Below are 14,100 nucleotides of genomic sequence, written 5' to 3'. Positions count from 1 at the left end.
AACGACAGGATTACTCCTTTTTCAAGGCGGGGGCGGCGGCAGGATAATGGCGCGAAGCCAACTGACTGAATGTGAGTGAAATAAAGATGAACCTGTCGTTGCTGGCGGCGTATTTCGCCGCCATTTTCTTGCTGATCGCCACGCCGGGGCCGGTGGTGGCGATGGTGGCCAACACCGCGGCGCGCTTTGGTGCCCGGCGCGCGCTGTTGACTGCGCTGGGCAGCAACGGGGCCTCCTTGTTGCTGATCGGCATCGCCGCGCTGATTATCACCGGGCTGTTCGCGGTGGATATGCGCTTGCTGCAGTGGATAGGCCTGCTGGGTTGCCTGTTTATCGGCCGTATGGCGATCGTCTCGCTGTATGAGGATTTATCCGCGCGAACCCCGGATGCGCAGCCCGTTGCGCCGCCGCAAAAACGCTCGGCGATCCTGACCGGTTTTCTGGTGGGCATCGCCAACCCCAAAGACATTATCTTCTTCGTCGCTTTTTTCCCGCAGTTTATCGCCGTCACCCCCTCGATCGGCGCCAGCCTGACGCTGTTGACCGCGCTGTGGGTGCTGGCGGACTTCGCCATCTTGCTGGCCTATATCACCCTGCTGTCGGGAACGGCGCTGCAGCGCGCGCGGCGGGCGATCTCTGTCCTGTCGGCGTTGCTGCTGTTGGGGGTGGCGGTGGTGGGAGCGGGGTATGCGCTGTGGGGGCTGCTCGGCTGAAGCCGCATAAAAAAACGCCGGTCGGGAAACCGGACCGGCGTTTATCGTGGCGTTTAAGCCGCGCCGGTCGGCTGCGGCGTGGGGTCACCGTTGCGGCGTTTGCCGATAAACAGCGCCACCAGCGTCAGCCAGCACAGGCCGCTGATGAGGTTGAACAGGTTGAACAGCCCGCTGCCGCCCCAGACGTAGGCGACCTTGGCCAGCTCGATGCCGACGGTGAACACCATCATGCTCAGCATGCCCATGGTGGCCGACACGGTGCCTTTGCTGACAGTGCTGGAGAACAGCGTCAGGCGGTACAGGCCGGCGTTGGCCAGGCCAATGCCGAAGGCGTACAGGCTCAGGCCGGCGGTCATCCACAGGTAGGCATGGCTGGAGAACTGGGTCGCCAGCGCGGCGATCAGCAGCCCCAGCAGCATTGGGCCCGCGCCCAGCTTGATCAGGCGCTCCACGCTGTTTTTGCCGGTCAGGCGCGCCAGCGTCAGGTTGCCGAGGATCAGCGCGCCGAACACCGGGATTTGCAGCAGGCCGTAATCCAGCGTCGACAGCGACTCACCGCTGATCAGGATCACCGGTGACTGGGCGATCCAGGCCAGTAGCGGCAGGCTGGCGAAACCGATCGCCAAAGCGCCGCACAGGAAGCGGCGGTTGCCCAGCACCTGACGGTAGTCGCGCCACAGGTTGGCGGCGGAAAACGCCTCGCCCTGCAGCGTGGCGGTTTCCGGCATGGCTTTCCACAGGCCGTAGAAGGCGATGGCCGCCAGCGCGGCGAACAGCACGAACATGCTCTGCCACGGCGCGACGTGGATCAGCGCCGCGCCGGCCAGCGGCCCGAGCAGCGGGGCGATCAGCGCCACGTTGGCCATCAGCGCGGTGATCTTGATGCACACCGATTCTTCAAACGACTCCTGGATGGTGGCGTAGCCGACCGCGCCGATAAAGCACAGGCCGATGCCCTGCAGGAAACGCATGGCGATGAACTGCTCGATGGTGGTGACCAACAGGATCGCCAGGCAGGAGACGATAAAGAACGCCACTCCGGCCAGCATCACCGGGCGGCGGCCGCGGCGATCCGACAGCGGCCCGAGCAGCCACTGCAGGAAGATGCCGCCGGCCAGATAGGCGGTCATCGAGGTGGGCACCCACTCTTCGCCGGCGTTGAAATCCGCCACGACGGCCAGCATGCCCGGCTGAATCATATCGTTGCCGATATAAGTGGCGAACTCGAACAGCACCAGACAAAGAGGGAATAAAAGCGCCTGTCGGCCCAAACGTGCCGCAGGTGGTAATGTCGTTTTCATATTATTGTACTGATAGTAAAAGAGAAAAAGGAACTGCCAGGGCGGGAAGCGCAAACTGAGCGAGTTGTGGCGGCTATTTTGCCGCCAATTGTTCACCTTCGCAATCATAAGGTGTTGTTTAAGTGCATTCTGATATTTCGCTTTTGGGTTGTCGCCGAACGCCGTGCCCGATAACCTCTTCTTAACATATCAATATGACACAAGATCGGGCGAGCGTTTGAGCGAGAAAATCGGCTGGATAGACAATCTGCGGGCGATAGCGTGCATGATGGTGGTGATGATCCACGCCACCACCTATTACGTCACCAACGGCGCGGCGATAGGGCTGCACAACTGGGATATCGCCAACGCGCTGAACTCGCTGTCGCGCGTGTCGGTGCCGCTGTTCTTCATGATTTCCGGCTACCTGTTCTTCGGTGAAAAGAGCGCCGGCCGGCGGCATTTCATCCGTATCGCCTGCTGCATTCTGTTCTACAGCGCCATCGCGCTGATCTATATCGCGGCCTTTACCAAGATCGGCTTCTGGCCGTCGCTGCGCGGCATTTTGCAAAAGCCGGTGTTCTATCATCTGTGGTTTTTCTACGCCATTACGGTGATTTACCTGCTGTCGCCGCTGATCAGCGTCAAGCCGGTGTCGCGCCGTTACCTGGCCGCCGCGTTGGTGGTGTTGGCGGCGATCGCCAACCCGAATACCGACAAGCTGACCTTCGGCAATGCGCACCTGCTGCCGGTTAACCTGTATATCTACGGCGATACCTTCTACTACCTGCTGTATGCACTGGCCGGGCGGGCGATTGGCATGATGGAGGCGCGCGGGCGCGCCGTGGGCTGGCTGGCGGCGCTGGGATTTGCGCTGTGCGTGGCGCTGATCGCGCGCGGCACCAAGCACCAGCTGTTCATCAACGGCAACTTCGCCGATACCTACTACATCTACAGCGGCCCGCTGGTGTTTATGGCGGCGGTGGCGCTGCTGGTGTGGGTGAAACACTGTTTGCCGCAGCCGATCGGCTGGCTGAGCGCGTTCTCCCGCCATTCGCTGGCGATCTACGGTTTTCACGCCCTTATCGTCAACGTGATGCGCAGCCGGCACCTGGATTTCACCGGCCACCCGCTGCTGGATATCTTCTGGGTGTTCGGCGTGGCGCTGGGGCTCAGCCTGCTGCTGTCTGTCGGCCTGCAGCGGCTGGATACCCGCCGGCTGGTGTCATAGCGGCGAGCGCTGGCGCTGCTGGGCGCGGCGCAGCTGCCGCCCGGAAGAAAAGCCGGCCGCCAGCGCGGCCTTCTCCAACCCATACCCTTGCTGCAGGCGCTGTTGCGCCACCGCCAACCGCAGCTGCTCATGATACTCCCGCACGCTGATGCCGACGTGGTTGCGAAACAGCCGCGCCAGGTGGCGGCTGCTGACGTGCGCCTTCTCCGCCACCTGCGGCACTGACCAGTCGGCCTCCGGCTCGGCGGCCATCACGTCCTGCGCGCGGTGTACCGCCGGGTGCAGGTGGTTGCGATAGCGCAGCCAGGGCGACAGCTGCGGATCGTCCCCGGCGCGGCGGAAATAGACCACCATGTCGCGTGCGACGTCGCGCGCCCGGCCGGAGCCGCAGTGGCGGTGGACCAGGTGCAGCGCCAAATCGATGCCGGTGGTGATGCCCGCGCTGGTGTAGACGCCGCGATCTTCGACGAAGATACGGTTCTCTTTCACCTGCGCAGCCGGCGCCTGCCGGCGGATACGTTCGATGACGTCGTGGTGGGTGGTGCACTGATAGCCGTCGAGCAGCCCGGCCTGCGCCGCCAGCAGCGCGCCGGAACAGATGCACACCAGGGTGATGCGCTGCCGCTGCAGATCGGGCCGCAGCGTCGCCAGCCAGCGGCGCGCCTGCTCGGCCTCTTCCCCGGCGAAATAGCGCTGCGAATCGCCGACGCCCGGCAGCACCAGAATGGCGCCGTCTTCCAGGCGTTCGGGCAACGGCTGCAGGCCGCTCAGCGTCATGCCGATGGAGCAGACGATCTGCGGCGCCGGGCTGAGATAATGCAGGCTGAACTGCCCGGCGAGGCGCAGGGTTTCCGCCGGGCCGCTGACGTCCAGCGACAGCACGTTGGGCAACAGCAGAAAATAGACGGCCTGCGACATGGTTACTCCTGTGCGAGTTGCGCCAGCGCCTCATCCACGCTGGCGATGCGGGCGAAACGATCGACCAGTACGGTTTCAGTATGCCGCTTCAGCTGTGCAGGGGTAAAGGTTTCACCGTCGGGATGACGCATCGGGAAGGTCAGCGTCGCCTCGGTGACGAAGGTCATCCGATAACCGAGATCGGACGCTACCCGGGTGGTGGTTTCGCAGCACTGTTCGGTGCGGATGCCGGAGACGATCAGGTGGTTGATATCCCGCTCGCGCAACCAGGCGTCGAGGCCGGATTCGGTCAGCGCATTGTGTACGTGCTTATGCACGGTGATATCCGCCTGGTGGGTGAGGAACGGCAGGCGCTGCACATGGCCCGAAGCCAGCGAGAACGGCCCCTGCGGCGAAACGTGCAGCACATCGACCAGCGCTGCGCCGCGTTGTTGGCAACCCGCGATCAGGCGCGTCAGCGCCTGCTGAAACGCCGGCAGATCGTCCTCCTGCCAGAATGGACGGTGCTGGAATGATTGCTGGACATCGATGATCAATAACGCGCTCTGTGACATTTTCGGCCCTCCGCCAGTGTGTGTAGCGACCATCTTGCGCCGCGCCTTACTCTGGCAGAAGGCCAAAAACGGTCATCATGATGACAACAGCGGACCGACCTTAGGCTTTGCTCACCTGGCCGGCTACCAGACGCCCCTGATGGAAGGTGGCGCTGCGCGCCGGCAGGCGGGCGACCGCCTCGGCGGAACAGCTGGCGTTGACCAGCACGAACTCGGCGGCATCGCCGGCTTTTGGCCAGGCGCGCTGGCCCTTATCGTCCAGCGGCAGCACGCCGCCGGTGGAGATGGCCATGGCGCGCGACAGGTGATACTCGTCGGCGCCACGGTACAGCTGGGCGTACAGGTTGGCCTTCTCCAGGATGTCGCCGGTGCCGAACGGCGACCAGTGGTCGATCACGCTGTCGGTGCCGGTCATCACGAACACCCCTTTCTCGCTGAGCTGCGGCAGCGGCATCATCAGGCCGCCGATCGGCACCGTGGAGGCGATGGTGATCTGCTGCGCCGCCAGCCGGGTGGCGGTTTCCGCCAGTTCGCCCGGCGTCAGCGTGGTCAGGGCGAAAGCGTGGCTGATGGTGACCTTGCCACGCAGCGCCGGGTTTTGCTCCACGGTGGCGATCATGTAGTTGATGGCGGCGACCCCGGCCGGGCTGGTCTCATGCAGGTGGATATCCACGCCTTTGCCGGTATCGAGGGCGATCTGGAACATGGCGTCCAGCGATTGCTCCATCGCGCCGTCGACGTTGGTCGGATCCAGCCCGCCGACGTACTGCACGCCCATCTGCATCGCTTCGCGCATCAGCGCATCGACTTTGGAGTGCAACAGCCCGTGCTGCGGGAAGGCGACGATTTCACAGCTGAAGTCCGCCTGGTGGTTTTCCAGCGCGCGCTGCAGGTGTTCCAGGCTTTTCAGGCCGCTGACCGGATCGATATTGCAGTGGCTGCGCGCCACGGTGCTGCCTTTGGACTGCAGCAGGGCGATCAGATTTTCCGCCCGCTGCTGCGAGGTGGGCAGCAGTTTCGGGATCAGCGTCTGCTCCAGTGCGATCATGTCCATGATGGTCTTGCCCTGGCGCGGGCGCGGCGCCTGCCACGGGCCGCTGTAGAAGGTTTTGTCCAGGTGGATGTGCATGTCGCGAAACGCCGGCAGCAGCAGCTGGCCCTGCGCCTTATAGCGGGGCACGCCGGCGGGCAACGCGGCGTTGGCGGCGTGAATGGCGGCGATCTTGCCGTCTTTGATCTCCAGCGTGTACAGCGCGGTGCGGGTGCCGATCACCGTTTCGCCGTCGTATTCAAAGCCGTCTTCCAGCCGCACCTCGCTCAGGCAGTAGTGGCGATCGGTCAGGGTCATCGGTGCCGGTGCGCACTGCCCGTCGCCCGGTGACGCGGCCTGCGCCATGCCGCCCGTAAGGCCGATCACCGCACAGGCGGTGGTAAGTTTGCCGGTTTGGCTGAGGAAGGCTCTGCGGCCCGGTTGTTGAGGGTTTTCCACGTTCGGTTCCTTAATCCAGAGGTGAGGGGTGAAAACATCCCCCAATTTAGGAGAGGAACCGGCCGGTTGGCAGCGACATTTGCCACTGGTGACTATTCGATTTGGTAATGATCGGCGTGTGCTGGTGGGATGGTTCTCCTGGCTTGCTCTTTCGCAGCTTTAATGGCTACATTTGTAGTCATTAAAGCTACATTGAGGCCAGCGTGATGCACGATCCGATGCTCGAATTACTGTTCAGCGAATACCGTAGAAAAGTGCTAAGCCTGCTGTTTATTGAAGCCGGGCAGGCGTTTCATGTGCGAGAAATTGCGCGGCGCACCGCAACTCAGGCCGGGACTTTACATAAAGAGTTGAGCAGGCTGGCTGAAGGCGGCATCTTGCTCAGGCAGCGGCAGGGCAACCAAATTTGCTATCAGGCTAACGCCGATTGCCTGATTTTTCCCGAGTTGGCGGCGATTTTCCGCAAGGCTTGCGGGCCGGCTGCGCGCTTACGGCAGGTACTGACTGGATTTGGGGAAGACATCGAACGGGCTTTCATCTTTGGTTCCGTCGCCAGTGGCAAAGCGACGGCGGCCAGTGATATTGATGTTCTGATCGTCGGTAAACTGTCTTTTGCGGATGTGATTCAGGCGGTTTATCCGCTGCAGGAAACGCTGGGTCGGGAAATTAACCCCAAACTGTACTCGCCGGAAGAGTGGCGAGCGGCTTTGGCCGAGAACTCCGCGTTTATTCAGGACATTATGGATAAACCCCAACTTTGGATTGCGGGAGACAAGGATGACGCTGGACAATCTGGTCGGGCTGGGACTGGAGGTGATAACGCCTGACGCGGGGGCGATTAAAAAATTGCTGGCCGCCGCCGCTCGCAACCGACGCGATGCGGGTATCACTCAGCTCAGCAATGAGAGCCGTTTCGACACGGCATATAAGGCGGTCATGCAAATGGCTAATGCCGCTTTACAAGCCAAAGGATACCGCACGCTGACCAGCAAGCCCGGCCATCACCAGATCATGATCCAATCGTTGCCGCTCACCGTAGGGCTGCCGCGCGAGGAAATGATCTGCCTGGACGCATTGCGAAAGCAGCGCAACGTGGCGGATTACTCCGGCGACTTGGTGACGGACGCGGCGGTACAGGCTTGCCTTGAGCAGACAGAGGCGCTGTGGGGGCGGCTTATCGACTGGCTGCAACGTGAATATCCGCAGATAGTGGCGTAAGCGGCCTCACTTCAACCCGCAAAACACCGCCAGCCGCTGGGCCAGCGACAGCGTGGCGGCGGGGGCGCCGTCGCGGTAGTAGAGCGCCAGTTCGAAGTTGTCTATCGGCGGCAATCCTTCGGCTTCGCCCAGCACCCGATGCGTCGGCAGACGGCAGCCGGCCGGCAACAGGGTGACGCCCAGCCCGGCGGCGGAAGCGGCGGTCAGCGCCGCCAGGCTGGCGCTGCTGTAGCCGATGCGCCAGCGTTTGCCGAGGTTGTCCAGCGCCTGGCACAGCTCGTCGCGGTACAGGCCGCTGAGCGGAAATACCGCCAGCGGCACCGGCGATTGCTCTATGGCCGGGAAGGCCAGGCTGTCCAACCACAGCAGCGGTTCCGGCCGCGCGGCGCGCGGCGGTTGTCGGCGGCGCTGCTTCACCAGGATCAGATCCAGCTCTTCACGCGCGTAGGCGCTGTGCAGATCGGCGCTCAGGCCGCTGGCGACGTCCAATCGCAGGTGTGGGTGCTCGCGGCTGAAGTCGGCCAGCAGCTCGGTGGTGGGCACGGCGAAATCCTCCGGCATGCCGATCCGCAGCACGCCGTCGCGCCAGATGCCGGTTAGCGCGTCGTGGGCCTCTTCATTCAGCGCGATGATGCGGCGCGCGTAGCTCAACAGCTTGACGCCTTCTTCGGTCAGCAGCACCTGATGCGAGGAGCGCTCAAACAGCGGTTTGCCCAGCATCTCTTCCAGCCGGCGCACCTGCTGGCTAACGGTGGACTGCGACAAAAACACCCGCTCTGCGGCGCGGGTGAAGCTGTTGCTGTCGCATACGGCGACGAAGCTGAGCAGCAGCTGCGGATTGAACATCGGGTAGCGATTCATTTTCCCACTGTTGGCTATTTTATTATTTAATTTCCCAATACTAGCGGCGTTGCCTACAGTAACGCAACGCTGCGGCGATCGCGCTGTGACGCCGCACTCTTCATTTTGCAGTACCAGGAATATACCGTGTTAAATCATTCTGTTAATTCACCTTCTTCGCGCCGCTGGTTCAACCCTCTGCTGCTGGCGCTGGTGTTGATCGGCCTGAACATGCGGCCGCTGTTGACCTCGATTGGCCCGTTGCTGCCGACGCTGCGCCAGGCTACCGGGCTGAGCTTTGGCGGCGCGGCGCTGCTGACCACGCTGCCGGTGCTGATGATGGGCCTGATGGCGTTGGCGGGTGGCGCCATCAACCGGCTGTTCAGCGAACGTAGCGCCGTGGCGTTGAGCCTGTTGGCGATTGGGTCGGGCGCACTTTGGCGCGAGCTGGCCCCCGGCAGCGTGCAGCTGCTGATGAGCGCGGTGCTGGGCGGGCTCGGCATCGGGGTAATCCAGGCGGTGATGCCCGGTATCATCAAGCATCATTTCCTCAACAGCATGGCGCTGGTGGCCGGGCTGTGGTCGGCGGCGCTGATGGGCGGCGGCGGGCTGGGCGCGGCGATCACTCCGTGGCTGATGAGTGCGGGGCACGACTGGCACAGCGCGCTGGCCTGGTGGGCGTTACCGGCGCTGGTGGCGCTGCTGGCCTGGTGGCCGGTCAGTCGCGGGCTGTCGCGCCTGGGCGCGGCGGGAGAAAACCGTGGGCCAAGCCTGCTGCGCAACCGGCGCGCCTGGCTGCTCGGCGCCTATTTCGGCCTGATCAACGGCGGCTATACCAGCCTGATCGCCTGGCTGCCACCGTATTACATGCAGCTCGGTTGGCAGCCGCAGGCCAGCGGTTCGCTGCTGGCGCTGATGACCTTCGGCCAGGTGGTGGGCGCGCTGCTGTTGCCGGCGCTGGCGCGCAATCATGACCGGAGGCCGCTGCTGCTGCTGGCGCTGATGATGCAACTGATCGGCTTTATCGGCCTGATTTACCTGCCGCAGACGCTGCCGTGGCTGTGGGTGTTGGTTTCTGGGCTGGGGCTGGGCGGCGCGTTCCCGCTGTGCCTGGTGCTGGCGCTCGATCACCTGCACCAGCCGGCGGCGGCCGGGCGGCTGGTGGCCTTTATGCAGGGCGTCGGCTTCCTGCTGGCGGGCGTGACACCCTACCTCTCCGGCCTGCTGCGCGACTACAGCGGTGGCTTCGTGCTGGACTGGCAGATCCACGCGCTGCTGGTGGTGGTGCTGATCGCCATCACCTGGCGCTTCCACCCGCACAGCTACCGGCGGGCGTTCGCCGAATAATATTTCTGTCATTGCCGCTCCCTATAGTGACGTTGCTTTTACTTCTGGGCGATAACAACGAAAAGGGACAATGACATGCACAACACCAAAACCCGGCTGGCGCTGCTGGTCGGCTGCATGGCGCTGAGCGCCAACCTGTGGGCCGAGGCGCAGCCGGTACCGGCGACGCTGGCGGGGCATGCGCTGCTGCCGGTGAAATCCACCGTTTCCACGCCGAAGGACGCGCCGAGCGATCTGCAGCTGAGCGGTAAGTACACCAGTGGCAAACGCGTCACCGAGCTGGGCAGCGTGGCGGGCAAATCCGCCGATCGCCTGACCGGCCTCGGCCTGCCGATCGAAGGCCAGCCGCTGCAGGGCCACTCAGGCATCAAACACATGCCCGACGGCACCTACTGGGTGCTGACCGACAACGGCTTCGGCAGCAAGGCCAACTCGCCGGACGCCATGCTGTATCTCAACCACTACAAGATCGATTTCAAAGACGGCACGGTCGCGCCGCTGAAGACGGTTTTCCTGCACGATCCGGATAAAAAGGTGCCGTTCCACATCATCAACGAGAGCACCGAGCAGCGTTATCTGACCGGCAGCGATTTCGATCCGGAAAGCTTCCAGTTTGCCGACGATGCCTTGTGGATCGGTGAAGAATTCGGGCCTTACCTGATCAAGGCCGACCTGAACGGCAAAGTGCTGGCGGTGTTCGACACCCAGGTGGACGGCAAGGTGGTGAAATCGCCGGACAACCCGACGCTGACCCTGCCGGGCGCGCCGGACGGCAAGCAGAACTTCCAGGTGGCGCGCTCCAAAGGCTTTGAAGGCATGGCCGCCTCGCCGGACGGCAGCAAGCTGTACCCGCTGCTGGAAGGGGCGCTGTGGGACGGCGAGCAGTTCGAGAACGTCGGCGGCAAACGCTATCTGCGGGTGCTGGAGTTCGACGTGAAACAGCAGGCCTGGACCGGCCGCAGCTGGCAGTACGTGCTGGAAGACAACCAGAACGCCATCGGCGACTTCAACATGATCGACGCCACCCACGGGCTGGTGATCGAGCGCGACAATGGGGAAGGAACGCCGGATAAAGCCTGCGCCGCAGGCGCGCCGACCGACAACTGCTTCAGCCAGGTGGCCAAGTTCAAACGGGTGTATAAAATCGCCTTCTCGGACGCCAACGTCGGCAAACCGGTCGAGAAACTGGGCTATATCGACCTGATGAACATTCAGGATCCGAACAAGCTGGCGCGCAAGCCGCTGAATGACGGCGTGCTGACCTTCCCGTTCTTCACCATCGAGAACGTAGACGTGGTGGACGCCAACCACATCATCGTCGGCAACGACAACAACTTCCCGTTCTCCTCCAGCCGCCAGCCCAATATGGCGGATGACAACGAGTTCATCCTGCTGGACGTGAAGGATTTCCTGAAGTAGTGCTCCCCGGCCGCCGCATCGCCGGCGGCCGCCATTTCCCGCTTAGCGCAGCGAACAAACTGCGCTATAATCAGCGCCTTACTTCTTCTCTTCTCCAAGGAAGATCCTCGTCCCCGGTGGGGCGGCCGGACTTCAAATCCGGTTGGGGCCGCCAGCGGTCCTGGGCAGGTTCGACTCCTGTGATCTTCCGCCAAATTATATTTTTATCACGTCCTAGGAAACCAAATAAAATCATAAATTACAGTAAATTAAATGACATTGCTGTCCGTATCAGTCCAAGGGCATCTCCCTGAATCCATGAAAAATATGTATAATTTTTATACACTGATTTCACTTATACATATGGCACTTACAGACGTACAAATCCTACGCGCCAAGGCACAAGACAAGCCCTACACTCATCAATGATTAACAAGGCTTATCCTTGCTCTTAAACCCCGACGGTAGCAAAGGATGGGGATTCCGCTACCGGTTTGCAGATAAAGCCCGCTTAAACAATCTCTGACCGGCAATAACCGGTCTTTTAATAATTACACGTTGCGAGTGATGAGTAGGGTATTCACCGGTCACTTAAGCCTCACCAAGCAATCCATTGAAATATTTTCATAAAAAACATAGTGAATAGTGTGACCAATAACTACATAAAGAATAATTCACGTCTATTCCTCCTCTCATCGACTTGAATCTATACGCCAAATATGAGAGCTTTGTGTAGCCAAACCTAGCATTTTATGGGTTAACAGCCCATCGGGCCATGAGTCATGGTTTCGCCTAGTATTTTAACTATGCCCGTCGTTCAGTTATCGGAGCGGCGGCTGGGGGCCACCGATCCGATAACTGATCGACGTGCTCAAGTAGGTTTGGTTTTTTCTGTCCCCTAACATTTTGGTGTGTAAGGATCTGACCAATGTTAACCCAGCTCAAAAAAGTCGGTACAGAAGTTCATAGAGCTACTAATTTGTTTGCAACTTATGTTGAAAAAAACAAAGTAAAATGTCCCGGGGATGTGAAAAAATTTATTTTTCTATGCGGAGCCAATAAAAATAATGGTGAGCCTTCTGCAAGGCGCATAGAACTGATAGACTTTTCTGAGAAACATCTTAGCAATTGTCATTTCTTTCTTGCCGAACTGGTATTCAAAGAGCTTAGTAAAGATGAAGAGGAATCATCCTCTGATAACTTATTAGATATAGAAGCTGACCTTTCAAAACTTGCCGATCATATTATAATTGTTTTAGAAAGTTTTTCATCTTTTACCGAACTTGGGGCATTTGCATACAGTAAGCATTTACGTAAGAAGCTTATCATTATTAATAACACAAAATTTATTAATGAAAAATCTTTTATAAACATGGGGCCTATAAAGGCAATTACACAACAGTCCCAACAATCAGGCCACTTCTTGCATTATAAGATGGTTGAAGGATATGAAAGCATCGAGCGTTCAGATGGAGTAGGTCAGATATTTAATCCCTTACATGAAATATTATCAAAAAATGAACGTGCAATTGCTAGGACACTTAAGAAGGAGGACCTAGATCCTTCCAATAACTTTAATAAAGATTCAGTTAGATTTATTCATGATATAATTTTAGCTTGTGGCCCGTTAAAACTAAGTGAGCTCATTGAAATAGCGATAAAGATATTTGGAAAGGATAGGCTCTATAGGAAAGAACTGCTAAAACATCTTGGTATTTTAATGGCTATAAAAATCATTTCATGTAAGGATGAACTTTACTATTCCCTTTATAAGCAATATTATTTTAAATATGATTTTGATATGGATAACATATCATCAATGTTTAAAGTTTTTTTTCTTAAAAATAAATTGGGTAGGGTTAATATTAATGGAAATATATAAGTTGATTGACAGTGAAACATTGATGAGAAAGGGATTTACCAGCGAGGTAATGCGATCTCCCGAATTGCCTAAAAAATGGCATATTCCTAAAAGGAATGGTGGTGTCAGGACGATTTATCACCCTTCATCCAAAGTAAAGCTTATCCAATATTGGCTTATAAGTAATATATTCTCAAATCTGCCGATTCATAATTCAGCTTATGCATTTGTTAATGGACGTTCGATCAAAAGTAATGCTCTTCTGCATGCAACGGCTAAAAATAAATATTATGTCAAAGTCGATTTAAAAGATTTTTTTCCCTCAATAAAATACAGTAACTTTGAGTATGCATTTAAATTATACCGCGATCGCATAGAATTTTCGGATGTATATGATGCAGAGTTATTGCAACTGATAAAAAGTATATGCTTCATTTCAGATGAAAGCCTTCCAATTGGATTTCCGACATCTCCTATAATTGCGAATTTTGTCGCAAGAGAGTTTGACGAAAAACTTACTTTGAAACTAAATTCGATAGACAGGCTTAATGCTGTATATACTAGATATGCAGATGATATTATCATATCTACTAATCTGAAGGGAGCGAGCGTTAAAATATTAAATGCTATAAAAAGCACAATAAAAAGAATTGAGCCTAATTTTAAAATAAATAATGACAAGATACATATTTGTAGTGCTTCAGGTGGAAGTATAATTGCCACAGGATTAAAAATATGCCATGATTTCCATGTTACTTTACATAGGTCAATGAAAGATAAAATACGGTTATATATATCTCTATTATCTAAGGGCAGATTAAAGCAAGAGGATTATAATAAACTTTCAGGTTACATTGCTTATGCCAAGAGTATTGACCCTCATTTTTATACAAAATTAAACAGAAAGTATTTTCAAGAGATTAGAGGTATTGAAAACTCACATAATAAGGTAATTTAATGAAATCATACGTTCACAAGTATCTGTAAATCTATAACCCTATATTTCTTTAATTTGAGGTTGTTCCATAATTACATCAAGAGCTTAATACACGTATAGAAATGTGCATAGCCCCACCATAAGTTTATAATAAAATATTATTTGCCATATGGTTACATGAAAAATTCAACTCTTGTGATCGCCAATCAGTATCTCCCAATCTCTTCTGCGATTGCCAGCTCCGGTAAGGGTAATTTGCTTCTTTCCTTTTGTGATAGCACGGCTTGTGTGGGTAGAGAAAATTTAGCGTACGA

General features: G+C 57.3%; 13 protein-coding genes, 1 tRNA gene and 1 pseudogene. 10 read left to right on the top strand and 5 right to left on the bottom strand.

What is annotated here, in order from left to right; all coding sequences use genetic code 11:
* Positions 1 to 86 precede the first annotated feature (86 nt).
* Positions 87 to 713, top strand: coding sequence for a LysE family translocator (locus ABTW55_RS10075; RefSeq protein WP_043148290.1), 627 nt, complete (start codon positions 87 to 89; stop codon positions 711 to 713).
* Between the two features lie 53 nt (positions 714 to 766).
* Here ABTW55_RS10075 and ABTW55_RS10070 read toward each other — a convergent pair whose 3' ends face one another.
* Positions 767 to 2,014: an MFS transporter gene (locus tag ABTW55_RS10070; RefSeq protein ID WP_033638635.1), complete on the bottom strand. Its 1,248-nt coding sequence runs from the start codon at positions 2,012 to 2,014 to the stop codon at positions 767 to 769.
* Positions 2,015 to 2,231: 217 nt separating this feature from the next.
* Between ABTW55_RS10070 and ABTW55_RS10065 the strand changes: the two genes are divergently transcribed.
* Entirely contained in the window at positions 2,232 to 3,224 is a 993-nt protein-coding gene (locus ABTW55_RS10065) for an acyltransferase (protein ID WP_060423481.1), read from the top strand.
* Here ABTW55_RS10065 and ABTW55_RS10060 read toward each other — a convergent pair.
* The 3 genes from ABTW55_RS10060 to ABTW55_RS10050 form a co-directional block, all read right to left on the bottom strand.
* Complete coding sequence (locus ABTW55_RS10060; protein WP_047569911.1) at positions 3,219 to 4,142, bottom strand: GlxA family transcriptional regulator; 924 nt, start codon at positions 4,140 to 4,142, stop codon at positions 3,219 to 3,221. The genes ABTW55_RS10065 and ABTW55_RS10060 overlap by 6 nt on opposite strands.
* A gap of 2 nt (positions 4,143 to 4,144) precedes the next feature.
* Positions 4,145 to 4,696, bottom strand: a complete 552-nt coding sequence (locus tag ABTW55_RS10055) for an isochorismatase family protein (RefSeq protein WP_060423479.1) — start codon at positions 4,694 to 4,696, stop codon at positions 4,145 to 4,147.
* Positions 4,697 to 4,796: 100 nt separating this feature from the next.
* Positions 4,797 to 6,185 (bottom strand): amidohydrolase family protein, encoded by a 1,389-nt coding sequence (locus ABTW55_RS10050; protein WP_060423477.1) that lies wholly within the window; start codon positions 6,183 to 6,185, stop codon positions 4,797 to 4,799.
* A gap of 206 nt (positions 6,186 to 6,391) precedes the next feature.
* Between ABTW55_RS10050 and ABTW55_RS10045 the strand changes: the two genes are divergently transcribed.
* The gene (locus tag ABTW55_RS10045) at positions 6,392 to 7,012 is read left to right on the top strand and encodes a nucleotidyltransferase domain-containing protein (protein ID WP_041037269.1); all 621 of its coding nucleotides are present in this window, start codon (positions 6,392 to 6,394) and stop codon (positions 7,010 to 7,012) included.
* Positions 6,963 to 7,403, top strand: a complete 441-nt coding sequence (locus ABTW55_RS10040) for a hypothetical protein (protein WP_041037267.1) — start codon at positions 6,963 to 6,965, stop codon at positions 7,401 to 7,403. Before ABTW55_RS10045 ends, ABTW55_RS10040 begins: the two co-directional genes overlap by 50 nt.
* A gap of 6 nt (positions 7,404 to 7,409) precedes the next feature.
* On the opposite strand, the gene ABTW55_RS10035 is transcribed toward ABTW55_RS10040, so the two are convergent.
* Positions 7,410 to 8,264 (bottom strand): LysR family transcriptional regulator, encoded by an 855-nt coding sequence (locus tag ABTW55_RS10035; RefSeq protein ID WP_033649519.1) that lies wholly within the window; start codon positions 8,262 to 8,264, stop codon positions 7,410 to 7,412.
* A 126-nt stretch (positions 8,265 to 8,390) separates the two neighbouring features.
* On the opposite strand from ABTW55_RS10035, the gene ABTW55_RS10030 reads away from it, so the two are divergent.
* From ABTW55_RS10030 to ABTW55_RS10005, 6 genes and pseudogenes are all read left to right on the top strand, one after another.
* Positions 8,391 to 9,590, top strand: coding sequence for a cyanate transporter (locus tag ABTW55_RS10030; RefSeq protein WP_048322035.1), 1,200 nt, complete (start codon positions 8,391 to 8,393; stop codon positions 9,588 to 9,590).
* A 75-nt stretch (positions 9,591 to 9,665) separates the two neighbouring features.
* Positions 9,666 to 11,009, top strand: a complete 1,344-nt coding sequence (locus ABTW55_RS10025) for an esterase-like activity of phytase family protein (RefSeq protein WP_049235498.1) — start codon at positions 9,666 to 9,668, stop codon at positions 11,007 to 11,009.
* A gap of 98 nt (positions 11,010 to 11,107) precedes the next feature.
* Positions 11,108 to 11,202, top strand: a tRNA-Sec gene (locus ABTW55_RS10020).
* A 149-nt stretch (positions 11,203 to 11,351) separates the two neighbouring features.
* Positions 11,352 to 11,502 (top strand): annotated as a pseudogene (locus ABTW55_RS10015) (Arm DNA-binding domain-containing protein); the annotation flags it as partial.
* 414 nt (positions 11,503 to 11,916) lie between these two features.
* Positions 11,917 to 12,870, top strand: coding sequence for a retron St85 family effector protein (locus ABTW55_RS10010; protein WP_047569890.1), 954 nt, complete (start codon positions 11,917 to 11,919; stop codon positions 12,868 to 12,870).
* Positions 12,857 to 13,807, top strand: a complete 951-nt coding sequence (locus ABTW55_RS10005; RefSeq protein WP_072021595.1) for a retron St85 family RNA-directed DNA polymerase — start codon at positions 12,857 to 12,859, stop codon at positions 13,805 to 13,807. Before ABTW55_RS10010 ends, ABTW55_RS10005 begins: the two co-directional genes overlap by 14 nt.
* The last annotated feature ends 293 nt before the right edge of the window (positions 13,808 to 14,100 follow it).

Origin of the sequence: Serratia sp. SM04 (assembly GCF_040280225.1) — a bacterium.
Taxonomy (GTDB): Bacteria; Pseudomonadota; Gammaproteobacteria; order Enterobacterales; family Enterobacteriaceae; genus Serratia; species Serratia sarumanii.
This window is presented reverse-complemented; position numbering and strand designations above follow the sequence as displayed.

Excerpts from the sequence above, each read along its gene's own strand:
- ABTW55_RS10075 (WP_043148290.1), top strand. The coding sequence starts at position 87 with ATGAACCTGTCGTTGCTGGCGGCGTATTTCGCCGCCATTTTCTTGCTG.
- ABTW55_RS10070 (WP_033638635.1), bottom strand. The coding sequence starts at position 2,014 with ATGAAAACGACATTACCACCTGCGGCACGTTTGGGCCGACAGGCGCTT.
- ABTW55_RS10060 (WP_047569911.1), bottom strand. The coding sequence starts at position 4,142 with ATGTCGCAGGCCGTCTATTTTCTGCTGTTGCCCAACGTGCTGTCGCTG.
- ABTW55_RS10055 (WP_060423479.1), bottom strand. The coding sequence starts at position 4,696 with ATGTCACAGAGCGCGTTATTGATCATCGATGTCCAGCAATCATTCCAG.
- ABTW55_RS10045 (WP_041037269.1), top strand. The coding sequence starts at position 6,392 with ATGCACGATCCGATGCTCGAATTACTGTTCAGCGAATACCGTAGAAAA.
- ABTW55_RS10040 (WP_041037267.1), top strand. The coding sequence starts at position 6,963 with ATGACGCTGGACAATCTGGTCGGGCTGGGACTGGAGGTGATAACGCCT.
- ABTW55_RS10035 (WP_033649519.1), bottom strand. The coding sequence starts at position 8,264 with ATGAATCGCTACCCGATGTTCAATCCGCAGCTGCTGCTCAGCTTCGTC.
- ABTW55_RS10025 (WP_049235498.1), top strand. The coding sequence starts at position 9,666 with ATGCACAACACCAAAACCCGGCTGGCGCTGCTGGTCGGCTGCATGGCG.
- ABTW55_RS10010 (WP_047569890.1), top strand. The coding sequence starts at position 11,917 with ATGTTAACCCAGCTCAAAAAAGTCGGTACAGAAGTTCATAGAGCTACT.
- ABTW55_RS10005 (WP_072021595.1), top strand. The coding sequence starts at position 12,857 with ATGGAAATATATAAGTTGATTGACAGTGAAACATTGATGAGAAAGGGA.